22 protein-coding genes are annotated in these 21521 nt (G+C 72.5%); 9 read left to right on the plus strand and 13 right to left on the minus strand.

Features of this window, described 5'->3' with window-relative positions; genetic code table 11:
• Positions 1 to 228: 228 nt before the first annotated feature.
• Together AB0C99_RS18660 and clpS are read right to left on the minus strand one after the other, a co-directional pair.
• Positions 229 to 813, minus strand: a complete 585-nt coding sequence (locus AB0C99_RS18660) for a DUF2017 domain-containing protein (protein WP_362476134.1) — start codon at positions 811 to 813, stop codon at positions 229 to 231.
• A complete protein-coding gene (clpS, locus tag AB0C99_RS18665; RefSeq protein ID WP_329420925.1) occupies positions 813 to 1118 on the minus strand; it encodes an ATP-dependent Clp protease adapter ClpS in 306 nt (101 codons plus the stop codon). The genes AB0C99_RS18660 and clpS overlap by 1 nt, the downstream gene beginning before the upstream one ends.
• Before the next feature lie 100 nt (positions 1119 to 1218).
• Here clpS and AB0C99_RS18670 point away from each other — a divergent pair, with 100 nt between their 5' ends.
• Complete coding sequence (locus tag AB0C99_RS18670; RefSeq protein WP_362476136.1) at positions 1219 to 2547, plus strand: nicotinate phosphoribosyltransferase; 1329 nt, start codon at positions 1219 to 1221, stop codon at positions 2545 to 2547.
• Between the two features lie 121 nt (positions 2548 to 2668).
• Positions 2669 to 3277 (plus strand): isochorismatase family protein, encoded by a 609-nt coding sequence (locus AB0C99_RS18675; protein WP_362476138.1) that lies wholly within the window; start codon positions 2669 to 2671, stop codon positions 3275 to 3277.
• Here the strand turns inward: AB0C99_RS18675 and AB0C99_RS18680 are convergent.
• Both AB0C99_RS18680 and AB0C99_RS18685 read right to left on the minus strand, forming a co-directional pair.
• Complete coding sequence (locus tag AB0C99_RS18680; protein ID WP_046912208.1) at positions 3274 to 3570, minus strand: hypothetical protein; 297 nt, start codon at positions 3568 to 3570, stop codon at positions 3274 to 3276. The two genes, AB0C99_RS18675 and AB0C99_RS18680, sit on opposite strands and share 4 nt — an antisense overlap.
• A gap of 144 nt (positions 3571 to 3714) precedes the next feature.
• Positions 3715 to 6132, minus strand: a complete 2418-nt coding sequence (locus tag AB0C99_RS18685; protein WP_362476140.1) for an immune inhibitor A domain-containing protein — start codon at positions 6130 to 6132, stop codon at positions 3715 to 3717.
• A gap of 351 nt (positions 6133 to 6483) precedes the next feature.
• On the opposite strand from AB0C99_RS18685, the gene AB0C99_RS18690 reads away from it, so the two are divergent.
• Positions 6484 to 6783, plus strand: a complete 300-nt coding sequence (locus AB0C99_RS18690; protein ID WP_362476142.1) for a hypothetical protein — start codon at positions 6484 to 6486, stop codon at positions 6781 to 6783.
• A gap of 21 nt (positions 6784 to 6804) precedes the next feature.
• Here the strand turns inward: AB0C99_RS18690 and AB0C99_RS18695 are convergent, their stop codons facing one another.
• Positions 6805 to 7524: an RDD family protein gene (locus AB0C99_RS18695; protein WP_362476144.1), complete on the minus strand. Its 720-nt coding sequence runs from the start codon at positions 7522 to 7524 to the stop codon at positions 6805 to 6807.
• A gap of 106 nt (positions 7525 to 7630) precedes the next feature.
• Entirely contained in the window at positions 7631 to 9118 is a 1488-nt protein-coding gene (locus AB0C99_RS18700) for an RDD family protein (RefSeq protein ID WP_362476146.1), read from the minus strand.
• 299 nt (positions 9119 to 9417) lie between these two features.
• Here AB0C99_RS18700 and AB0C99_RS18705 point away from each other — a divergent pair, with 299 nt between their 5' ends.
• Complete coding sequence (locus tag AB0C99_RS18705; RefSeq protein WP_362476148.1) at positions 9418 to 9912, plus strand: SsgA family sporulation/cell division regulator; 495 nt, start codon at positions 9418 to 9420, stop codon at positions 9910 to 9912.
• 80 nt (positions 9913 to 9992) lie between these two features.
• Here AB0C99_RS18705 and AB0C99_RS18710 read toward each other — a convergent pair whose 3' ends face one another.
• Entirely contained in the window at positions 9993 to 11387 is a 1395-nt protein-coding gene (locus AB0C99_RS18710) for an FAD-linked oxidase C-terminal domain-containing protein (RefSeq protein WP_362476150.1), read from the minus strand.
• Positions 11388 to 11484: 97 nt separating this feature from the next.
• Here AB0C99_RS18710 and AB0C99_RS18715 point away from each other — a divergent pair, with 97 nt between their 5' ends.
• The gene (locus AB0C99_RS18715; protein ID WP_362476152.1) at positions 11485 to 12918 is read left to right on the plus strand and encodes a tetratricopeptide repeat protein; all 1434 of its coding nucleotides are present in this window, start codon (positions 11485 to 11487) and stop codon (positions 12916 to 12918) included.
• A 94-nt stretch (positions 12919 to 13012) separates the two neighbouring features.
• On the opposite strand, the gene hppD is transcribed toward AB0C99_RS18715, so the two are convergent.
• Positions 13013 to 14158: a 4-hydroxyphenylpyruvate dioxygenase gene (gene hppD, locus AB0C99_RS18720; RefSeq protein ID WP_362476154.1), complete on the minus strand. Its 1146-nt coding sequence runs from the start codon at positions 14156 to 14158 to the stop codon at positions 13013 to 13015.
• Positions 14159 to 14279: 121 nt separating this feature from the next.
• Here hppD and AB0C99_RS18725 point away from each other — a divergent pair, with 121 nt between their 5' ends.
• The 4 genes from AB0C99_RS18725 to AB0C99_RS18740 all read left to right on the plus strand — a co-directional run bounded on the left by AB0C99_RS18725 (position 14280) and on the right by AB0C99_RS18740 (position 17096).
• Positions 14280 to 14756 (plus strand): Lrp/AsnC family transcriptional regulator, encoded by a 477-nt coding sequence (locus AB0C99_RS18725; RefSeq protein WP_362476156.1) that lies wholly within the window; start codon positions 14280 to 14282, stop codon positions 14754 to 14756.
• A 106-nt stretch (positions 14757 to 14862) separates the two neighbouring features.
• Entirely contained in the window at positions 14863 to 15516 is a 654-nt protein-coding gene (locus AB0C99_RS18730) for a winged helix-turn-helix domain-containing protein (RefSeq protein WP_362476157.1), read from the plus strand.
• Between the two features lie 26 nt (positions 15517 to 15542).
• Positions 15543 to 15719: a hypothetical protein gene (locus tag AB0C99_RS18735; RefSeq protein WP_362476159.1), complete on the plus strand. Its 177-nt coding sequence runs from the start codon at positions 15543 to 15545 to the stop codon at positions 15717 to 15719.
• Between the two features lie 54 nt (positions 15720 to 15773).
• Positions 15774 to 17096 carry an MFS transporter gene (locus AB0C99_RS18740; protein ID WP_362476161.1) on the plus strand — a complete coding sequence of 441 codons (1323 nt, stop codon included), beginning with the start codon at positions 15774 to 15776 and terminating at the stop codon, positions 17094 to 17096.
• On the opposite strand, the gene AB0C99_RS18745 is transcribed toward AB0C99_RS18740, so the two are convergent.
• From AB0C99_RS18745 to AB0C99_RS18765, 5 genes are all read right to left on the minus strand, one after another.
• Positions 17029 to 17829 carry a S16 family serine protease gene (locus tag AB0C99_RS18745; protein ID WP_362476163.1) on the minus strand — a complete coding sequence of 267 codons (801 nt, stop codon included), beginning with the start codon at positions 17827 to 17829 and terminating at the stop codon, positions 17029 to 17031. The two genes, AB0C99_RS18740 and AB0C99_RS18745, sit on opposite strands and share 68 nt — an antisense overlap.
• A gap of 89 nt (positions 17830 to 17918) precedes the next feature.
• Entirely contained in the window at positions 17919 to 18560 is a 642-nt protein-coding gene (locus AB0C99_RS18750; RefSeq protein WP_046912351.1) for a helix-turn-helix domain-containing protein, read from the minus strand.
• 456 nt (positions 18561 to 19016) lie between these two features.
• Entirely contained in the window at positions 19017 to 20807 is a 1791-nt protein-coding gene (locus AB0C99_RS18755; protein WP_362476165.1) for a DEAD/DEAH box helicase, read from the minus strand.
• Between the two features lie 98 nt (positions 20808 to 20905).
• Positions 20906 to 21283 (minus strand): type II toxin-antitoxin system death-on-curing family toxin, encoded by a 378-nt coding sequence (locus tag AB0C99_RS18760; protein WP_362476167.1) that lies wholly within the window; start codon positions 21281 to 21283, stop codon positions 20906 to 20908.
• A complete protein-coding gene (locus AB0C99_RS18765; RefSeq protein WP_362476169.1) occupies positions 21280 to 21468 on the minus strand; it encodes a hypothetical protein in 189 nt (62 codons plus the stop codon). Before AB0C99_RS18765 ends, AB0C99_RS18760 begins: the two co-directional genes overlap by 4 nt.
• Positions 21469 to 21521: the final 53 nt, after the last annotated feature.

A 21521-nucleotide genomic window follows, 5' to 3' on the forward strand; every position in this document is an offset into this window, starting at 1 on the left:
CGCCCCCGGGAACAGGGGTGGCGTCCCCGGGTGGTCGAGAAGATTTATCACGGCCTTAACCGTGATCGACGGGGGGCACTGTGGCACGAACCACACAAAAAGACGGATAAAAAGGACTCAATGGAGCAAAGACGGTCACTTGGGTAACGTATTCGTTATCCGGATTTGAGCGTCCGCTGAGCGAACGCCCCGGACAGACCCCTGAAAGGACCCCGGAAGGTCCCTCCGCTACGACAGGAGCGTCTCCACGAGTGACTCCTGGAGCGCGCCGAGCCACAGATACGCCATCACCATCGGCTTGCGCGGATCGGAGTCGGGCAGCCGGTACAGCTGCTCGCTCTCGTCGTCGTCCGTGACCTCCAGGCGGGTGCCGATGGTCAGGCGCAGGTCGTTGAGGGTGCCCAGCCAGGCCCGGGAGGCGTCGGGCGCGAGCTTGAGGACCGCGCCGCTCTCCCCTGCCGCGTCGGCGGCCAGCGCGTCGAGGCCGCGGACCACCACGAGGGCGTCCTCGCGCTTGCGGGTGCGCAGGTCGTTCTCGGTGTAGCGGCGGAAGTCGGCGGCGGCCTGCCGCAGCTCGTCGGTGCCGTCCCCGTACGCGTCCGGGAAGAGCCGGCGCAGTGCGGGGTCGGAGGGCGGCTCGGTCGGCCCCTCGGCGAACAGCGCGGCCAGCGGGTCCTCGCCCTCCACCGGCTCGTCGCCGGGCCCGATCAGCTCCAGGAGCTGCACGGCCAGCGAGCGGAGGATGGAGATCTCGACCTCGTCGAGCGCGATGGCGGCGCCGCCGCCGGGCAGCACCTCGAAGCGGCCGGACATCAGCCGCGGTCCTGGGTGAGGGTCGCCCACAGGCCGTAGCCGTGCATCGCCTGCACGTCCCGCTCCATCTCCTCGCGGGTGCCGCTGGAGACCACGGCCCGGCCCTTGTTGTGCACGTCGAGCATCAGCTTGTGCGCCTTGTCCTTGGAGTAGCCGAAGTACGCCTGGAACACGTACGTGACGTAGCTCATCAGGTTGACCGGGTCGTTGTGCACGAGGGTCACCCAGGGCACGTCGGGTTCGACGACGGCGGAGACCTCCTCGGCCGATTCGGTCCGTTCGATCTCGATAGGCGCAACGCTCACTTACCCCATGCTGCCACCCCTGCCGGTCCGCCGCACAAACGGGTGCCCTTCCCGGCACAGTATTCGTCAGAGTGACGAATACTGCGGTAGCATCCTCCGTATGAACGCTGCGGACCTTGGGCTGCCGGTGGACGTTCCGTCGACGGCGCTCTTCACCGATCAGTACGAACTGACGATGCTCCAGGCGGCCCTGCGGGCCGGCACCGCGGACCGCCGGTCCGTCTTCGAGGTCTTCACCCGCCGGCTGCCCGAGGGGCGCCGCTACGGGGTCGTCGCCGGCACCGGACGGGTGCTGGACGCCGTCGAGAACTTCCGCTTCGACGCGGACGTGCTCGGCTTCCTGCGCGAGCGCGGGATCGTCGACGAGCCGACCCTGGAGTGGCTGGCGGGCTACCGCTTCTCCGGCGACATCTGGGGCTACCCGGAGGGCGAGGTCTACTTCCCGGGCTCGCCGCTGCTGCGGGTCGAGGGCTCCTTCGCCGAGTGCGTGCTCCTGGAGACCGTGATCCTCTCGATCCTCAACCACGACTCGGCCATCGCCGCCGCCGCCTCCCGGATGTCGGCCGCGGCGGGCGGCCGGCGGCTCATCGAGATGGGCGCCCGGCGCACCCACGAGCTCGCCGCCGTCGCCTCCTCGCGCGCCGCCTACGTGGGCGGCTTCGACTCCACCTCGGACCTGGCGGCGGGCTTCCGCTACGGGATCCCCACCGTCGGCACCTCCGCCCACGCCTTCACCCTGCTGCACGACAGCGAGCGCGACGCCTTCCGGGCCCAGGTCGACTCGCTCGGCAGCGGCACCACCCTGCTCGTCGACACCTACGACGTGGCCGAGGCCGTGCGGACCGCCGTCGAGGTGGCCGGACCCGGGCTCGGCGCGGTCCGGATCGACTCCGGCGACCTGCTGCTCGTCGCCCACCGGGTGCGCGCGCAGCTCGACGAGCTGGGCGCCCGGGACACCCGGATCGTGGTCACCTCCGACCTCGACGAGTACGCCATCGCCTCGCTCGCGGCGGCGCCCGTCGACGCGTACGGGGTCGGCACCCAGCTCGTCACCGGCAGCGGCCACCCGACCTGCTCGATGGTCTACAAGCTGGTCGCCCGCGCCTCCTCGGCCGACCCCAAGGCGCCGCTGGTGCCGGTCGCCAAGAAGTCCGTGGGCGGCAAGGCGTCCGTCGGCGGACGCAAGTGGGCCGCGCGCCGCACCGACGCCGCCGGTGTCGCCGAGGCCGAGGTCGTCGGCACCGGCCCCGTCCCGGCCGCGCTGGCCGACCGGCAGCTCCTGGTGGAGCTGGTGAAGGGCGGGACGGTGGTGGCCCGCGAGCCGCTGGAGGCGGCCCGCTCCCGGCACATCGCGGCCCGCGCCGGGCTGCCGATGTCCGCGATCCAGCTCTCCCGGGGCGAGCCCGTGCTGCCGACGGAGTACGCGTAGCCGAGGCGGCCCGCCGCGCGCCCCGAGGGGCGCCCGAACGCCGGGGGACGCCCCCTCCCCTCCGGAGGGGGAAGTCTCTAGGCTCACAACCCACCCATCCGACGCGCTAAGGACACCCGCCATGCACCGCGCACTGATCGTCGTGGACGTCCAGAACGACTTCTGCGAGGGCGGCAGCCTCGCCGTGGCGGGGGGCGCGGACGTCGCCGCCGCCGTCACCGACCTCATCGGCCAGGCGGCCGGCGCCGCCGCCTACCGGCACGTGGTCGCCACCCGCGACCACCACATCGACCCGGGCGCCCACTTCTCGGACCGCCCGGACTACGTCGACTCCTGGCCCCGGCACTGCGTGGCGGGCACGGAGGGCGTCGGCTTCCACCCGAACTTCGCCCCCGCGGTCGCCTCGGGCGCCGTCGACGCCGTCTTCGACAAGGGCGCGTACGAGGCCGCGTACAGCGGCTTCGAGGGGCGCGACGAGAACGGCGCGACGCTCGCCGAGTGGCTGCGCGAGCGCGGGGTCACCGAGGTCGACGTGGTCGGCATCGCGACCGACCACTGCGTGCGGGCGACGGCCCTGGACGCGGCCCGCGAGGGCTTCCGCACCCAGGTGCTGCTGGACCTGACCGCCGGGGTGGCCCGGGAGACCACCGGGCGGGCCCTGGAGGAGCTGCGGGCGGCGGGTGTGGAGCTGACCGGGAAGCCCGTCACCCCCGGGGACGCGGCGCTCTAGGCCGCCTTCGGGAGCGAGCGTATGGGGTGCCACAGCTCCTGGGCGGTGATCCGCCAGAGCATCCCGTCCGGGTGGTGCAGGACGGCCGTGATCTCGTCCGGCGTCGGCGGCTCGGTGTTGCCCCGCAGGTAGACCGCCCGCAGCCCCAGGTTCCGCAGCCTGGTCAGGGCGCGGGCCCGGTTCGCGGCGTGCACCAGGAAGCGGACGGTGGCCCCGTCGCCGGCCGGGCTGGGCAGTCCTATGGCGACGACGACACTGCCTCCGGGCAGTCTGCAGAAGCCTCCATTGGGCATACGGAACCACTCCCCCGTGGAACGACTGTCAATAAGGTCAGGCGGCCTTGGCCGTAAGACGCACCTAAACACGATCGGCCGCCGCCCGCTAGAGGGCGACGGCCGATCATGCTTTGACCTGCGACGATTCAGAAAAACTCGCCGTTACTTGGTCGAGGGACCCACCTGGACCGTGATCGTGGAGCCGTCCTTGGCCTCCTTGACGACCTGGATCTTGGTGTTGGTGTCAGTTACCTGGACACCGGAGCGCTCGGTCTCCTTGAACCAGTAGACGCCCTTGCGGTCGTCGAAGGTCGGGTTGCCGGCCTGGGACGGGACCCAGGTGCCGACGCCGGCCTTGTGGAGCTGGAAGCCGTCCGTGCGCGAGATGCTGAACGGCGAGTCGTACGCCTGGATGCGCCCGCGCATCAGGGTGCCGTCGCCCCACTTCAGCGGGGACGGGTGGGCGTCGATCGGGAGGACGCGGCCCACACCCGGGTGCTGGGAGGTGTTGTTGTCCTTCTGGGACAGGTCCCACTTCCAGATCAGCAGGCCGTTCTGGTACGGGTAGTGCTCGACCCAGCTGGCCTTGTCGCCGGTGAAGCCGAAGTTGTACGGGCCGACCTTGAGGGTCTGGTCGTACGAGACGTACTGGCGGTTCTCCGCGATGTAGTACTGCTCGTACTCCTTCGCGAAGCCCTTGCCGATGCGCGAGAAGCCCTTGGCGACCCAGCCGTTGTCACCGTTCTCGGCGTTGTCCGAGAAGACGGGGGCACCGTCGGCGGTCAGCGTGATGGCGTCGGCCGTGAAGCCCTTGCCGCCCGCGCCGCCGTCCGTCTGGTAGCGGAAGCGGAGGTCGAACTTCTTGCCCGCGTACGCGTCGAGGCCGTAGACCAGCTTCTGGTGCTTCTCCGAGGCGCCGGTCAGCGCCGGGGCGCCGGAGGCGTCCTTCTGGAGCGGCTTGCCGTCGGCGGTGCCGTCGAGGGCGTGCCAGTTGGCGCCGCCGTCGGTGGAGACCTCGGCGTACAGGTAGTCGTAGTCCTGCTCGATGTCGTACCAGCCCTGGAGCTCCAGGGAGGCGGACGTCTTGCCGGTCAGGTCGACGGGCCGGGTGAGGGTGTTCTTGAGGTCGTCACCCATGTCGCTCCACCACTGCGTGGCGCCCTGGGCGGGGGCCACGACGTCCGTGGTGACGGACTTCTTCGGCAGCTCGACGACGAGCGCCTGCGGGTTCTTGGTGTTGTACTCCGAGACGCCCAGCTTGTGGGTGGTCTTGGTGCCCCGCTGCCAGTCGTTGACCTTGGCGTAGTTCAGCCAGCCGAGCTGGAGCTTGTCCCAGGCGTTCATGTCGCCGGGGAGGTCGCCGATGGAGTCCTTGCCGGTGCCGAGCCAGGAGCCGGAGGACATGAGGGTCCAGAAGCCCGTGGAGTTCTCGCCGCCGGCGGTGTCGTAGTGGTCCGGCAGACCGAGGTCGTGGCCGTACTCGTGGGCGAAGACGCCGAGGCCGCCGTTCTCGGGCTGCATCGTGTAGTCGCCGACCCAGATGCCCGAGTTGCCGATCGGGGTGCCGCCGGACTTGTTGCCGGCCGGGCCGGTCTTGCCCGCGTCGGTGCCGTAGGCGTACCAGCGGTGGGCCCACAGGGCGTTGGTGCCCTCGGCGCCGCCGCCGGCCGACTCGTCCTCGCCCGCGTGGACGATCTGGAAGTGGTCGATGTAGCCGTCGGGCTCGTTGAAGTTGCCGTCGTTGTCGAAGTCGTAGCGGTCCCACTGGTCGTACTGCGCCAGGGTCGCCTTGATCTCGGCGTCGGTCTTGCCCTTGGCCTTCTGGTCCGCGTTCCAGGCCACCAGGCCGTCGCGGACGGTGTCCCACACGTTGGCGCAGTTGGTCTGGCCGCAGTAGTTGGAGCCGTAGCGGGCCTCGTTGTACGGGACCTTGACCCAGTCGGAGACAGCGCCGTCGACCGAGTAGCGGCCGGACGAGGTCTTCTCGTAGTAGGTCTTCAGGGACTGCTTCTGCTGCCCCTTCTTGTCCTTGCCGGTACCGAAGTACAGGTCCTGGAAGTGCTGCTGGTTGTAGTCCGCCTGCCAGGCCGTGGAGTTGTCGTTCTTCCGGTCCGGCTTGGCTATCGCGTTGTGCAGCGGGCCGGGCGTGCCGCCGTACTTCGGCTTCAGCTCGTCCGTGTCGTCGTCCTTGCGGTCGACCAGGGTCGTGTTGTCGACCTGGTCGCCGAACTCGACGAGGATCGTGAAGATCTTGTCGGTCTTCTCGCGGCCGAGCTCGACGTACTTCTTGCTGTCGAGCTTGACGACCTTCGAGCCGCTCCGGTTCTCGACCTTGCTCTCGCCGCTCAGCACCTGCTCCAGGGCAGCCTTGCGCTGCTGCTCCTGCTGCTTGCTGTACGGGCCGTCGAGGTCGTGGTCGACCGTCGTCTTGTCCACGGAGCGCGCCCCGGGCGCGGACGCGGCCGGCACGGTGCTGTGGTTGTCGGCCCACGCGGTGGTGAAGGTCGAGGCGGTGGCGGCGGTGGCCGCGAGCGCCACGACGACTGCGGACGCTCGGATCGCCCGTCGTCTGTTGGTCACTTGGATCTGTCCTCCCCGGCGCCCCTCGCCGCGGACCGGTGTGGGGTATCCGCCGGCGGGTCTGCGCGTCACAAGTGACGACATTCGACCGGAGTTGCCGAAGAAAAGACAGATCTTGACTTGGACACACCAACTGCACTATGCAGGAGCGGACTTCCGATATCCGAACGCACGCCGAACACCGGGCGAGGTCCCGGTGGCCGTCCGTGCGCCCCTGCGCCCCCCGTGCCTCCGTACCGTGGGTTAGGTCACGCTTACTTCCGGTTCCCCTCGGGCATCCACCGTCGTAGAGTCGCCCATTGCCACGCGCACGTCGCCACGCGCACGCTCGCCCGAGGGACGGTACCCGTCATGCAGCGTCCGACCGCCGCACAGTCCGCCTACGGTTCGGCCACCGTCGTGTTCGCGACCGTCGCCCTGCTGCTGCTCTCCGGCACCACCACGACGCTCGGCATCGCGGCGATCTGCGCCGCGGGGCTGATCCTCGGGGTGCTGGTGGCGGTGACGATGCCGGTACGCGGGCGGCCCGTCAAGCCTTCCGTCACCGCCGCCACCGGGCCCGCCGGCTCCCCCGCCGCCCCCTCGGACGAGGAGATCCGGGTGCCGGCCGCGCGCGTGGGCGCGGGCGCCGACACCCGGATCCGTTCGTAGCCACTCGCCCCCCGGCTCCCGTCACGGGGCGACCTGCACCACCACCGTCTTGGCGGCCTTGTCGTGCAGGCCCTGCTTGTAGGGCTTGTCGACCAGGATCAGGATCAGCAGGAGCAGCGGCCACAGGCAGGCGCAGCAGATCAGCGCGGGCACCCACAGCACGATCGCGCGGATCAGCGACGCGTTCATCGAGGGCGTGGAGCCGTCGTTGAGCATCCCGACCCGCAGCTTCAGCCACTTCTTGCCGAGGGTCTGCCCGCGCTTGGCGGTCATCAGGGTGTCGTAGCCGACGTACGCGACGATGGTGATGAGCTGGAAGACGAGCTGCCCGCCGCCGTTGAGGCTGTTGACCGTGTCCCCGAAGTCGTTCCCCTTCTCGGTGGCCCGCTGGTACACGTCGAACGGGATGCCGAGGATCGCGAGCGGCACGGCGATGATCAGCCAGTCGATGATCCGCGCGGCGATGCGCCGCCCCGACTCGGCGAGCGGCGGCATCCCGGCGAGCGGGTCGGCCCCGCCGTAGCCACCGCCGTAACCGGCCCCGTAGGGCGGCGGCGGGCCCCCCGGCGGGGGCGGCGCGGAGTCGTACGGGTTCCCCGGCGGCGGCCCGCCCTGCGGGGGTGGCGGAGGCGGGGGCGGCGGGGGCGGCGGGGGCGGCGGGCCGGAGTCCGGCGGGCGCTTGGCGAACGGGTCGTCCTCCGGCGGCTGACCCGGGGGCGGCGGCGGCTGATCGTTGCTCATGGGGGCAGTGCACCCCGGGTGCCGGGCCCCCGCAATCGTGCGCGGACCGTTCGGGGGACGGGGGCGGGGGCGGGGGGCGCTCTCACCCCGTCCCCGGCCTGCCGGCCTACCGGGCGACGAAGGTGCGGGCCGCCTTGTCGTGCCAGCACTGCCGCCAGGGGCGGTCGAACAGGCACCACAGGACGTTCAGCACCCCGAGCACGAGCAGCCCGAGCACGCTGTAGACCAGCCAGCGGCGCAGCGCGGCGCCGAAGGAGGGCGGCTCGTGCGCCTCGATGTCCCGCACCTGGATCCCGCACAGCTTCTTGCCGAGCGTGCGCCCCCAGCGGGCCGTGGGCAGCGCCTCGTAGAGCACGCCGAGCACGAGCAGCGCGGCGAGGGCGATGCCGAACTGCACCGAGGTCGTCGAGTCGACCAGCCAGACCTGGACGGTGACGCCGGACTGCCTGGCCGCCTCGATCTTCTCCTCGATGTGCGCGAGGGCGGCGGTGACGAAGGGGTACGCGACGGCCCCGGCCATCGCCCCGAGCACGAGCGTGTCGACCAGCCGGGCCACCAGCCGCCGCCCCAGCCCGGCCGGGCGCGCGGATGCCTGCGCCTGCGCGAGGGAGTGGAAGGGATCCTCGACGGGGGGCTTCCAGGGGACTACGGGGTCTTGGGGCTGGGGGTGGGACTGGGCGTGGGACTGGGGCTGGGGGTGGAGCTGGGCCCGGGGCTGGGGCTGGGATTGGGGCTGAGGCGTCCGGGGCGCCGGGGTGGCCGCTGGTTGCGGCTGCGGCTGCTGCTGCTGGGCTTGGGGCGCCCACGAGGGGGATACGGGCATCCCGCCGAGCCTGGCGGCGGTCCCCGCGGCTCCGGCGGCCCCGGCGGCGCTCGCGGGGGCGGCCGGGGCGGGCTGGGCGGGTTGGGCGCCCTGGCCCGGAAGCCCGGCGGCCCGCTCTTCGGCCGCGCCGCCGGCCGTGGGCCAGACGGGGGCGGGGCCCTGCCCGGGCAGCCCGGCGGACTCCCGTACCGGCTCGGCCCGCGGCGGCTCGGCGGCCGGGGCGCCACCCGCCCGCGGCCACACCGGAGCGGCGGCGGCCCGCGGGTCGGCCGGGGCCTGGGCGGCGTCGGAGGAGGCGGGGGCTCCCGGGGTGCCGACGGCCCCGGCGGCCCCTGCGGTGCCGACGGCGCCATCGAGGTCCTCGCGTCCCCACGACACCCGCTGGTCGCGTTCGCCGCCGAAGCCCGTCTGGACCGAGGTCGTCGCGTGCCAGACCGGGGCGGGGTCGGGGTCCGGGGCCGGAGCCGAGGCCGGGGCCGGGTCGGTGTCGAAGAAGACCGGCCCGGTCTCCTCGACCGCCGGGACGGACGGCGCCACGGGTGCGGGCACCGCCGCGGGTACGGCCACGGGCGCGGGCGCCGGGCTCGGGGCCAGTTGGGGGCCGAGCGCGGCCGGCGGGGCCGGCGGGGCCTCGCCGTCGGCGGGGGCGGGCCGGCTCGTCCCGGGCACCCACGCGCCGCCGTTCCAGTACCGGATGTACCCGGGGATCGACGGATCCGGGTAGTAGCCCGCCCGCGGTACCTCTCCGCCGCCTCCAGGAGGAGTAGCCACTGCCCCGACTCCGTTCAGTCACAACGCCCTTGGTCCGCGCGGTCGCGCCCCGACCGCGCCACGCCCAAGGAGGACAGTAACGAAGAACGCCCCCGAGGGGACAAGGAGCCCGACAGAAAGGCCGCGTTCGGGGGGACGGAACCCGATTTCCGTCACGCAGAGTGATATTCGGGCCCCCACTCACCCGCTCCGGAAAAAATCTTCGGAAACTTCTCCGAAGTCGCGTAATGGATCGCTCCGACCGCGCTCTCTCCTCGTGAAGGCCCGCCCACGGGCCCCACCGAGAGAGGCGGCACGCCATGCAGAACACCGAGAAGAACAACGTCGTCGAGCGCGAGCTGGAGCTGAAGCTGGTGCTCTCCCCCGAGCGCTCCGTCCCGGTCCCCGCGCGCCTCGCGTACCGCGTCGACGACCCGTACGCCGTGCACATCACCTTCCACATCGGCTCCGAGCACCCGGTCAACTGGACCTTCGCCCGCGAGCTGCTCGTCGAGGGCGTGTTCCGCGCCTGCGGCCACGGCGACGTGCGGATCTGGCCGACCAAGGTGGACGGCCGCAACGTCGTCCTGATGGCGCTCTCCTCCCCCGACGGCGACGCCCTCCTGGAGGCGCCGTCCGCGCAGGTGTCCGCCTGGCTGGAGCGGACCCTGCGCGCCGTGCCGCCGGGCACCGAGACCGAGCAGCTCGGGATCGACGACGGTCTCGCCGAACTGCTGGCCGCCGGCGCGATCGCGGACGAGCTGTGGCTGCGCGACCCGTGGCCGTCGGACGAGTCCACGGACGGCGAGCTGTGACCCCGGCCCGCGGGTCCCGGGTACGCGAGTCCCCCGTACCGAGGTCAGAGAGGCCAGAGAGGTCAGAGAGGTCGGAGAGGTCAGAAGAGCTTGCCGGGGTTGAGCAGGCCCAGCGGGTCGAAGGTCCGCTTGATGCCCCGCTGCAACTCCAGACCCACCGGCCCCAACTCCCGCGCCAGCCAATCCTTCTTCAGCACGCCCACCCCGTGCTCCCCGGTGATCGTGCCGCCCAGCGCGAGCCCGAGCGCCATGATCTCGTCGAAGGACTCCCGGGCCCGCCGCGACTCGTCCTCGTCGGCGTGGTCGAAGCAGACGACGGGGTGCGTGTTGCCGTCGCCCGCGTGCGCGCAGACCCCGATGGTCAGCCCGTACTTCTCCGCGATCGCCGTCGTCCCGGCGAGCATCGCGGCCAGCTTGGTGCGCGGCACGCACACGTCGTCGATCATGGTCGCGCTCTTGATCGTCTCCAGCGCGGTGAGCGACAGCCTGCGGGCCTGGAGGAGCAGTTCGGACTCGGCCGCGTCCTCGGCCGGCACGACCTCGGTGGCCCCGGCCGCCCGGCAGAGCTCCGCGACGGCGGCCAGGTCGGCCCCCGGGTCCGGGGTGTCGAAGGCGCACAGCAGCAGCGCCTCGGTGGTGTCCGGCAGCCCCATGTGGGCCAGCTTGTTGACGGCCCGGACGGTGGTGCCGTCCATCAGTTCGAGGAGCGACGGCGTGTGGCCGCGCTCCATGATCGCGCAGACGGCCTCGCAGGCGGCGCCCGCGGAGGGGAACTCGGCGGCCAGCGCGAGCTGCACGGGCGGCTGCGGCCGGAGCGCCAGCACCGCCCCGACGACGATGCCGAGGCTGCCCTCGGAGCCGACGAAGAGCCGGGTCAGGTCATAGCCCGCGACGCCCTTGGCGGTGCGCCGGCCGGTCCGCAGCAGCCGCCCGTCGGCGAGCACGACGTCCAGGCCGAGCACGTACTCCGCGGTGACCCCGTACTTCACGCAGCACAGCCCGCCGGACGCGGTGCCGATGTTGCCGCCGATGGTGCAGGTCTCCCAGCTGGAGGGGTCCGGCGGGTAGTACAGGCCCTGTGCGGCGACGGCCCGCGAGAGCACCGCGTTGACCACACCCGGTTCGACGACGGCGATCCGGTCGACCGGGTCGATCTCCAGGATGCGGTCCATCTTGACCAGGGAGAGCACGACGCAGCCGTCGGAGGCGTTGGCGCCGCCGGAGAGGCCGGTACGGGCGCCCTGCGGCACCACCGGCACCCGCAGCGCGGTCGCGGTGCGCATCACGTGCTGGACCTGCTCGACGGTGCGCGGGAGCACGACGGCCGCGGGGGTGCCGGCCGTGCAGAAGCTCGCCATGTCGTGGGCGTACGAGGCGGTGACGTCCGGGTCGGTGAGCAGCGCCTCGGCGGGGAGTCCGGCGCGCAGTTCCCGGTGGAGCCGCGCCTGAAGATCGTCCTGCTGAAGATCGTCCATGGGTCCAGCGTGGCACCCGGGGCCATCGGTGTGAACCCGCCGGGACCGGCGCTCGTGTGCTCTTCGTACAGCGGCCCGCGGGCGCACAGTGAGCGCCATGAGGAGCGAGAACGTGTCGCGGACGGTGCTGGCCTGCGGCGTGGGCGCGGTGCTCGCCGCGACGGCGTTGCTGTACGTGCCGGAGCTGTTCGGCGGCGAGCCGCGGCGCCCGCCCGGTCCCGCCGAGCGGGCGGCGAACGCGGCGCACGCCGGGGCACGGGCGGCGCTGCCCGACCTGGTCGCGCTGATCGGGGACCGCGAGACGTGGCTGACGTCCCATCCGGGTGACGAGGCGTCCTGGGCGGTGCTCGGCGCGGCCTACACGGAGCGGGCGCTGCGCCGCGCGGACCCGGCGGACCTGCCCCGCGCGGAGGAGGCCCTGAAGCGCTCCCTGGCCGTGCGCCCGGCCGCGCGCGGGAACACCGACGCGGAGCTGGGCATGGCGGCGCTGGCGAACGCGCGCGGCGACTTCGCCGCCGGGAAGCGCTGGGGCGAGCAGGCGCGCGCGGCGGGCCCGAAGCGCTGGTCGGCGTATCCGCCGCTGATCGACGCGTACGAGGGCCTGGGCGACTACAAGGCGGCGCAGAAGGCGACGGAGACCCTGGCCGAGCTGCACTCCGGCCCCGCGGTGAGCGCCCTGTCGGCGCGGCTGTACCGCAACCGGGGCTGGCGCGAGGACGCGGGCGTGGCGGCGGCGGACGCGGTGGCGCTCGCGGAGTCGGACGCGGACAAAGCGGCGGCCCTGGCGCGCCTGGGCGACCTCGCGTGGGAGCGCGGCGAGCCCGAGGAGGCGCTGGGCTCGTACGAGACGGCGCTGCGGCTGGTGCCGGACGACCCGCCGTCGCTCGCGGGCCGGGCCAGGAGCCTGGCGGCGCTGGGGCGCACGGACCAGGCGGTGCACGGCTGGCAGACGGCGCTGGCCCGGCAGCCGCTCCCGGACCTGCTCCTGGAGGCGGGCGAGCTGTTCGAGTCGCTGGGCCGGGACGGGGACGCGCGGACGCTGTACGAGCGCCTGCGGACGCAGCGGCTGCCGCGCGCGGAGGTGGCGCGGGGCCTGCTGGAGGCGGACCACGGCGACCCGGCGGAGGCGGTGCGGCTGCTGCGCGCGGAGTGGGCGCGGGGGCACCGGGAGGTGCGGGTGGCGGACGCGCTGGGCTGGGCGCTGTTCCGGTCGGGCGAGCCCAAGGAGGCGCTGGTGTACGCGAAGCGGGCCAATGACGAGGGGCTGCGCAGCGCGCTGTTCGCGTACCACCGGGGCGAGATCGAGCGGGCCCTGGAGGAGGGCGGCCCGGCGCGGCGGCACCTGGCGGAGGCGCTGCGGATCAACCCGTACTTCTCGCCGCTGCTCGCCCCGCGCGCGCGGGAGGCGCTGGACGCGCTGGGCGAGCTGCCGGACGAACTCCCCAAGGACGTACGGCCGGAGGTGCGGCAGGACGTACGGCCTCAGCAGCCGAAGAAGGCGGCACAGGCGCCGGCCAGGAAGCCCGCATAAGGGCCCGCCAGGCCCGACGGACCCGCCCGCGCGCGGGCGCGCGGGCCGGGGTCCCGGGCGGCCCCCCGTGGCCGCCCGGGAGCTGCGGCGGCCTCTAGAGGTTGCCGCGCTTGTCCTGCTCACGCTCGATGGCCTCGAACAGGGCCTTGAAGTTGCCCTTGCCGAAGCCCATGGAGCCGTGGCGCTCGATCATCTCGAAGAAGACGGTCGGGCGGTCCTGGACCGGCTTGGTGAAGATCTGCAGCAGGTAGCCGTCCTCGTCGCGGTCGGCGAGGATCTTCAGCTCGCGCAGCTCGTCGATCGGGACGCGGGTGTCGCCGACCCACTCGCCGAGGGTGTCGTAGTACGTGTCCGGGACGGACAGGAACTCGACGCCGGCGGCGCGCATCGCGCGCACGGTGGCGACGATGTCGTTGGTGGCGAGGGCGATGTGCTGGACGCCGGGGCCGCCGTAGAACTCCAGGTACTCGTCGATCTGCGACTTCTTCTTCGCGATCGCCGGCTCGTTGATCGGGAACTTGACCTTCTTGGTGCCGTCCGCGACCACCTTCGACATCAGCGCCGAGTACTCGGTCGCGATGTCGTCGCCCACGAACTCCTTCATGTTCGTGAAGCCCATGACGTTGTTGTAGAACTCCACCCACTCGTTCATGCGGCCGAGTTCGACGTTGCCGACGCAGTGGTCGATGGCCTGGAAGGTGCGCCTGGCCGGCGGCTCGACGATGGGCTTGGCGGCGACGTAGCCGGGCAGGTAGGGGCCGTCGTAGCCGGAGCGCTCGACGAGGGTGTGGCGGGTCTTGCCGTACGTGGCGATGGCGGCGAGGACGACGGTGCCGTGCTCGTCCTCGAGCTCGTGCGGCTCGACGAGCCCGGTGGCGCCCTGCGCCACGGCGTGGGCGTAGGCGGCGCGCGCGTCCGGCACCTCGATCGCCAGGTCGACGACGCCGTCGCCGTGGGCGGTGACGTGCTCGTCGACGAAGCGGCCCCAGTCGCTGGTGGCCTTGATGACGGAGGTGAACACGAAACGGGCGGAGCCGTTGGTGAGGACGTAACTGGCGGTCTCCCGGCTGCCGTTCTCCGGTCCGGAGTAGGCGACCAGCTTCATGCCGAAGGCCGTGGAGTAGTAGTGCGCGGCCTGCTTGGCGTTGCCGACGGCGAAGACGACCGCGTCCATTCCCTTCACCGGGAAGGGGTCGGCCTCACGCGCGGTGGTCGGGGTGTGATCGAGGGTCTCAGTCATGACAGCAGAGTCCCGCCGTCCGGCAAGCTGCGCAATAGTTTCTTGTTCCCCTGGTCAATCTGCACAGCGATGGGCCACCATCGGCGTGCGACTTGTACATGATGACCATCGGGAGAGCGGCATGGCGATCGATCATCTGGACGGACGGCTCATCGCGCTCCTCGCCGAGGAGCCCCGGATCGGCGTCCTGGAGGCTTCGCGCCGCCTCGGCGTGGCGCGCGGCACGGTCCAGGCGCGGCTCGACCGGCTCCAGTCCCAGGGCGTGATCCGGGGCTTCGGCCCCCAGGTGGACCCGGCGGCGCTCGGCTATCCGGTGACCGCCTTCGCGACCCTGGAGATCAAGCAGGGCCAGGGCGCGGACGTGCGGGGCCACCTGGCGACCGTCCCGGAGGTCCTGGAGCTGCACACGACCACGGGCCACGGCGACATGCTCTGCCGGCTGGTGGCGCGGTCCAACGCGGACCTCCAGCGGGTGATCGACCGGGTCGTGGGCTTCGACGGCATCGTCCGGGCGTCGACGGCGATCGTCATGGAGAACCCGGTCCCGCTGCGGATCATCCCGCTGGTGGAGCAGGCGGCGGGGGACGGCGAGCGGTAGGCCCCGAGCGGCCCGCCGCACCCCTGCGGCCTCCGACCGTAGAGTTGCAAAGAACTCTCTGCAAAAAACCCTTGCAGAGATCCCTTTGCAACTCTACGGTGGAGTCATGCCCGAGAAGCCCGAGCCGGAGCCCGACACCTCCGCGCCCACTCCAGCCTCCGCCGAAGCCCCCGCCCCGGCCCCCACCGCCGAGCGCGCGGCCAAGGTGCTCGACCCGCGCTCCCTGCGCGGCCTCGCCCACCCCCTGCGCATCCAGCTGCTCCGGGCGCTGCGCCACCACGGCCCCGCGACCGCCTCCCAGCTCGCCGAGCGCCTCGGCGAGTCCAGCGGCGCCACCAGCTACCACCTGCGCCAGCTCGCCGCCCACGGCTTCGTCGAGGACGACCCCGAGCGCGGCAAGGGACGGGAGCGCTGGTGGAAGGCGGCCGTCCAGGGCACCACCTTCGACGAGGCGCTGTACGAGAACACGGACCCGGAGGTCCAGGGCGCCGTCGAGATCTACCTCCACGAGATAGCGACCATCCACACCCAGGAGCTCAGCACCTACCTGGGCACCCGGCACGAGTGGGCCGACGTCTGGCTCGGCGCCTCCGACATGAGCGACTTCACGCTCCACCTCTCCCCCGACCGGCTGCGCGAGCTCGACGGGCGCCTGCACGCCCTGATCAACGAGTACCGGGACACCGAGGACCGCGAGGCCCCCGACTCCCAGCGCGTCCGGATGCACCTGCACGCCTTCCCCCAGCACGGCGAGAACTGACACACCGCGACCCGAAGGGCCACGCCATGCACTCCGACGTCCACCACGTCCTGCACACCCTGACCGCCGCCGAACTCCACGGGGCCGCCGCCACCGCCCCGGCCACCCCGGCCGCCCCGAAGGCCGCCGGCTCCGTGCGCGAGCAACTCGGCTGGAAGCTGGTCGAGTTCGGCCTGAAGCTGGCCGTCGCGCCCGCGCACTGACCGCGCGGCCGGGAGCCGCCGCGCAGCACCGTCATTCGTCAACGGGGGGAAACCGTGCGAGCCCGCACACCACTGGTCACCGTCCTGGCCGCCAACGCCATCTCCATCAGCGGCAATTCACTCACCCTCATCGGCGTCCCGTGGTTCGCCCTGGAAACCACCGGAAGCCCCGGCAAGGCGGGCCTCGTCGCCTTCTTCGCCGCCGTGCCCGTCGTCCTCTCCGCGATCTGCGGCGGCCCCGTCATCGACCGGATCGGCCGCCGCCGCGTCTCCGTCGCCTCCGACCTCGTCTGCGCCCTGGCCCTCGCCGCCATCCCGCTGCTCAACCGGGCCGGGCTGCTCCAGTTCTGGATGCTGTGCGCGCTGATGGCCGTCACCGGCCTCTTCCACGCCCCCGGCGAGACCGCCCGGCACGTCCTCATCCCCGACCTCGCCCGGCACGCCGGCACCCCGCTCACCCGGGCCACCAGCCTGTACGAGGCCGTCTCCCGGGGCGCCCGGATGACCGGCGCCGCCCTCGCCGGCCTCCTCGTCGCCGTCATCGGCGCGGACACCGTGCTGTACGTGGACGCCGTCACCTTCGGCGCCTCCGCCCTGCTCGTCCTCGCCGGACTGCGCGGCATACCGGCCGCCGAACCGCTGCGCGGGGCGCCCCCGCTCTCCCTCGCCGCCTACCGCACCGATCTGCGCGAGGGCTACTCCTTCCTGCTTCGCACCCCGCTGCTGCTCGGGATCAACCTGATGGTGATGGTCACCAACGGCCTCGGCCAGAGCTGGAACGCGGTGCTGCTCCCCGTGCACGCCCGCGAGGAGCTCGGCGGCTCGGCGGCCATCGGCCTGCTCGTCGCCGTCTTCGGCGGCTGCGCCCTGATCGGCGCGCTGCTGTACGGGGCGGTGGGCCACCGCTTCCCGCGCCGCCCGGTCTTCGCCGTCGGCTTCCTGCTCGCCGGCGCCCCCTCGTACGTGGTGGCGGCGTTCACGGACACCACGCCGCCGCTGCTCGTCACGATGGCGCTCGGCGGGCTCGGCGCCGGAGTGCTCAACCCGATCCTGTCCACGGTCTTCTACGAGACCGTCCCCGAACAGCTCCGCACCCGCGTCGGCGGCGCCAGCACCGCCGGGGTGCTGCTGACCACCCCGCTCGGCGGCCTGGCCGCGGGCTATCTGGTCGAGCGGGACGGCATCACCACGGCCCTGCTCTCCTTCGCCGCGGTCTACTTCCTGGCCACGCTCTCCCCGCTGGTCTTCCCCGCCTGGAAGACGATGGAGCGCCCGGCGGGGCCCGCCGGCCCCGCCGACGCCTCCGGGCTCAGCAGCCCGGGACCTTCGACTCCTGCCCCTGTCCCAGGGCCCGCAGGGACGACACCGCGTCGCTGAGGGTGGTCACCGGCACCAGGCGCAGCCCCTTGGGCAGTTCGGCCCGCGCCTGGGAGCACTCGTCCTTCGGCACCAGGAAGACGGTGGCCCCGTCGCGCGCGGCGGCCTGCGTCTTCAGCGAGACGCCGCCGACCGCGCCGACCTTGCCGTCGGGCGTGATCGTGCCCGTACCGGCGATCGTCCGGCCGCCGGTGAGGTCGCCGCCGTCCCCGTTCCCGTCGATCTTGTCGACGATGCCGAGGGAGAACAGCAGCCCGGCGCTGGGGCCGCCGACGTCGGCGAGGTGGAGCTGGACCTTCACCTTCGCCGGGTCGAGCTTCAGATAGCCGAGGGCGGCGAGGGAGGCCGCGTCCTGCGACTCCTTCATCTGCCCGAGGTTGCGCTGCTCGATCTCCTTGTCCGACTTGCCCGAGGGGTAGACCGACTCACGGGGCAGCACCGCCCGGTCCGTGCGGAACCAGGCGTCGGCCACCTCCGCGAGGTCGATGTCCTCGGAGGGGCCGGTCGCCAGGATCGTCGTCATCCGCAGCTGTCCCTCGGTCTGCCGGACCGGGACGCCGCTGACGGTGATCACCTCGCGTCCCTTGTCCGCGCCGAGCACGTCCGCGGTCGTCCCCGGCTGCGCGATCGAGAAGGGCAGCGGCGCGAGCCCGGCGACGGCGAAGAGCGCGACGACGGGAACGGCGCACAGGGCGAGCGCGCGGGGACGCGAGAGGCTGGAGAGGGAGAACACGCCCCCCAATCTACTGGGCCGGGCCCGCCCGGCGGACGCGTACGGCCCCGGGGCGGGGCCGCCGGCCCCGCCCTCGCCCACGGCAGGTCCTACCGCAGGGCGTCGGCGACCTCCCGCGCCGCGTCCACGACCCGCGGCCCGACCCGCTCCGGCACCGCGTCCGAGAGCATCACGACACCGACGCTGCCCTCGATCCCGGTGACCCCGACCAGCGGCGCCGCGGCCCCGCTCGCGCCGGCCTCCAGCTCGCCGTGGGTGAGGGTGAAGCCCGGTTCGATGAGCTCGCCGAGGCGGGCGGCGAGTATCGCGCGGCCGGCCGCCCCGCGGTCCAGCGGATGCCGGAAACCGGCCCGGTAGGCCACGTGGTAGTCGGTCCAGGTCGGCTCGACGACGGCGACGGCGAGCGCCTCCGCCCCGTCGACCAGCGTCAGATGGGCCGTCGCGCCGATGTCCTCGGCGAGCGAGCGCAGCGCGGGCAGCGCGGCCTCCCGCACCAGCGGATGCACCTGGCGGCCGAGCCGGAGCACGCCGAGCCCGACCCGGGCGCGGCCACCCAGGTCGCGGCGGACGAGGGCGTGCTGTTCGAGCGTGGCGAGCAGACGGTAGACGACGGTCCGGTTGACACCGAGTCGGTTGGACAACTCGGTGACGGTCAGGCCGTGGTCGGTGTCGGCGAGCAGTTTGAGGACTCTGAGTCCTCGGTCGAGCGTCTGGGAGGTCTCCGCGGTCACGACGCCCTCTCCTTCGGAGTGAGTGACAGCGGACTCGTACGAGAGCTGCGGCACCGGTCCCATCGGCGACGCACGTCAGAGGCCGCCGGCAGGACGGGGCACACCGGCTGCGCTCCGCGGCGGCGCTGCCACGGGGCGAATGCTTGAGCCGGGACAGTAGCGACCTGCTCCGCTCAGCGGAAGACCTCGTCCAGAATCCGGGCGCGCGCGACCGGATCCGGGCGGTTCGGGACCTAAGTCGGCCGAACAGGGGACTTTGGCGGACAAGACCACCCAACGGTCGCCCTTAGCGTGGAGGTGCAGGAGGCCCGACCGTGGGGGCCGGTCCTCGCTGCGCGTCCCGTTCCCCCGGGACGACCGAGGGGCCCGTACACCGCCTGTGTACGGGCCCCTCGTCCTTGCCGTCCGGGCGGGTCACCTCATCCGGGTCAACGCGACCGGGTCACCGCATCCGGGTCACCGCATCCGGGTGGCCCACTCCTGCACCTTCTTGATCCGCTCGCGGAGCTGGCCGGCGGTCGCCTCGGCGCTCGGCGGCCCGCCGCACACCCGGCGCAGCTCCGTGTGGATCACGCCGTGCGGCTTGCCGCTCTGGTGAACGTACGCGCCGACCATCGTGTTGAGCTGTTTCCTCAGCTCAAGGAGCTCCTTGTGGGAAACCACGGGCCGCCGCTCGGCCGGCAGCTCCAGCAGGTCCGCCTCGCTGTCCGGCCGCTTGCGGCTGTGCGCGATCTGCCGCGCCTGCCGCTTCTGCAGCAGCAGCTGCACCTGGTCCGGCTCCAGCAGCCCCGGAATGCCCAGGTAGTCCTGCTCCTCCTCGCTGCCGGGGTGCGCCTGCATCCCGAACTCGGCGGCGTTGTAGAGCACCCGGTCGAAGACCGCGTCGGACTCCAGCGCCTCGAAGGGCAGCATGTCCTGCTCGCCGGTGTCCTCGTCCTGCTGCTTCTCGGCCTCGGCGAGCTCCTTCTCGGACTCCGCGTACGGGTCCTCCTCGCCCTCCTTCTTCGGCCGGTCGAGGACGTGGTCGCGCTCGACCTCCATCTCGGTGGCGAAGCCCAGCAGGCTGGGAATGGTGGGAAGGAACACCGAGGCGGTCTCGCCCCGCCTGCGGGATCGCACGAAGCGCCCGACGGCCTGCGCGAAGAACAGGGGTGTCGAGATGGTCGTCGCGTACACCCCGACGGCGAGCCGCGGCACGTCGACGCCCTCGGACACCATCCGGACGGCGACCATCCACCGGTCGGTGCTCTCGCTGTACTCGTCGATCCGCCCGGAGGCCCCGGCGTCGTCGGAGAGGACGACGGTGGCCTTGGTCCCGGTGATCTCGCGGATCAGCTTGGCGTAGGACCGCGCCGAGTCCTGGTCGGAGGCGATCACCAGCCCGCCGGCGTCCGGAATGGACTTCCGGACCTCGGTGAGCCGCTGGTCGGCGGCGCGCAGCACGTTGGGCATCCAGTCGCCGCGTGGGTCGAGCGCGGTGCGCCACGCCTGCGAGACGGCGTCCTTGGTCATCGGCTCGCCGAGCCGCGCGGCGACCTCGTCGCCGGCCTTGGTCCGCCACCGCATGTTGCCGCTGTAGCTGAGGAAGATGACGGGCCGGACGACGCCGTCGCCCAGCGCGTTCCCGTACCCGTAGGTGTAGTCGGCGGAGGACCGCCGGATCCCGTCGTTCCCCTCCTCGTACGCGACGAAGGGGATGGGGTTGGTGTCGGACCGGAAGGGCGTACCGGTCAGGGCGAGCCGCCGGGTGGCGGGCTCGAAGGCTTCCAGGCATGCCTCGCCCCAGGACTTGGAGTCGCCGGCATGGTGGATCTCGTCCAGGATCACCAGCGTCTTGCGCTGCTCGCAGCGATTGCGGTGCAGCATGGGCCGCACCCCGACACCGGCGTAGGTGATGGCGACCCCGTCGTACTCCTTGCTGAGCGGCCCGGCGCTGTAGTCCGGGTCGAGCTTGATCCCTATCCGCGCGGCGGCGGCGGCCCACTGCTTCTTCAGGTGCTCGGTGGGCGCGACGACGGTGATCTGCTGCACCACGTGGTGGTGCAGCAGCCAGGACGCGAGGGTCAGCGCGAAGGTGGTCTTGCCGGCGCCCGGCGTGGCGACCGCGAGGAAGTCACGGGGCTGCTCCTGGATGTACTTCTCCATCGCGCCCTGCTGCCAGGCTCGCAGTTTGCCGGCGGTGCCCCACGGGGCACGGCCGGGGAAGGCGGGAGAAAGGTGATGGGAGGAGGTGGCGGTAGTAGTCACGGTCTCCGGTTCGACGCTCGTCCAGATATGACAACCGGGCCACCTTACCGGTGCGCTCCCTCACGACGCCCCCGCGGCACCCCCGCGTGAGACGGTCCTCACAGCCCCCGCAGCCGCTCCGCGATGACCGAAATATCCCCCTCCATGCCCCCGGCGACATCGATGACCAGCGCATACGCCCGATCAAGATCGACATCGTCGAGATCGATCCCGTTGACACCGAGAAAAACGGCGGCGGACAGCCAGGCGGCCCGCTTGTTGCCGTCGACGAAGGGATGGTTGGCGGCGATCCCGTGGAGCAGCGCGGCGGCCTGCTCGTACACCTCGCGGTAGGCGCTCTCGCCGAACATCCGGGCCCGCGGCCGGTGCACGGCGGACTCCAGCAGCCCCGGCGCCCGCAGCTCGGGCGCCCCGCCCCCGAAGGCGACGGCGGCGATCCCGAGGACCTCGCGCACGCCGAGAAATCGCGTACTCACTCCCCCAGCCTCCTCAGCAACACGGCATGCCGCCCGGCAAGCCGCACCGCCACCTCCCGCACGGCCTCCCCCTCGGCGTCCACATACCGCCGCAGGGCCTCGCCGACGAGCTCCTCGACACCGACACCGCGGGCGTCGGCGAGGTCGAGGACGTCATCGCCGACGGAAAGGGTCACGCGTTCCATACGGCGACCCTAGGAAACCGCCCGCGTCTGGGGCGACCCGTTTTCCCGCGTGG

The organism is Streptomyces sp. NPDC048659 (genome assembly GCF_040650575.1).
GTDB lineage: Bacteria > Actinomycetota > Actinomycetes > Streptomycetales > Streptomycetaceae > Streptomyces.

Bases quoted from the DNA above. Each gene is read 5' to 3' on its own strand.
- AB0C99_RS18660 (WP_362476134.1), bottom strand. From the start codon at position 813: ATGTCCGGCCGCTTCGAGGTGCTGCCCGGCGGCGGCGCCGCCATCGCG.
- AB0C99_RS18670 (WP_362476136.1), top strand. From the start codon at position 1,219: ATGAACGCTGCGGACCTTGGGCTGCCGGTGGACGTTCCGTCGACGGCG.
- AB0C99_RS18675 (WP_362476138.1), top strand. From the start codon at position 2,669: ATGCACCGCGCACTGATCGTCGTGGACGTCCAGAACGACTTCTGCGAG.
- AB0C99_RS18680 (WP_046912208.1), bottom strand. From the start codon at position 3,570: ATGCCCAATGGAGGCTTCTGCAGACTGCCCGGAGGCAGTGTCGTCGTC.
- AB0C99_RS18690 (WP_362476142.1), top strand. From the start codon at position 6,484: ATGCAGCGTCCGACCGCCGCACAGTCCGCCTACGGTTCGGCCACCGTC.
- AB0C99_RS18695 (WP_362476144.1), bottom strand. From the start codon at position 7,524: ATGAGCAACGATCAGCCGCCGCCGCCCCCGGGTCAGCCGCCGGAGGAC.
- AB0C99_RS18705 (WP_362476148.1), top strand. From the start codon at position 9,418: ATGCAGAACACCGAGAAGAACAACGTCGTCGAGCGCGAGCTGGAGCTG.
- AB0C99_RS18710 (WP_362476150.1), bottom strand. From the start codon at position 11,387: ATGGACGATCTTCAGCAGGACGATCTTCAGGCGCGGCTCCACCGGGAA.
- AB0C99_RS18715 (WP_362476152.1), top strand. From the start codon at position 11,485: ATGAGGAGCGAGAACGTGTCGCGGACGGTGCTGGCCTGCGGCGTGGGC.
- hppD (WP_362476154.1), bottom strand. From the start codon at position 14,158: ATGACTGAGACCCTCGATCACACCCCGACCACCGCGCGTGAGGCCGAC.
- AB0C99_RS18725 (WP_362476156.1), top strand. From the start codon at position 14,280: ATGGCGATCGATCATCTGGACGGACGGCTCATCGCGCTCCTCGCCGAG.
- AB0C99_RS18730 (WP_362476157.1), top strand. From the start codon at position 14,863: ATGCCCGAGAAGCCCGAGCCGGAGCCCGACACCTCCGCGCCCACTCCA.
- AB0C99_RS18735 (WP_362476159.1), top strand. From the start codon at position 15,543: ATGCACTCCGACGTCCACCACGTCCTGCACACCCTGACCGCCGCCGAA.
- AB0C99_RS18765 (WP_362476169.1), bottom strand. From the start codon at position 21,468: ATGGAACGCGTGACCCTTTCCGTCGGCGATGACGTCCTCGACCTCGCC.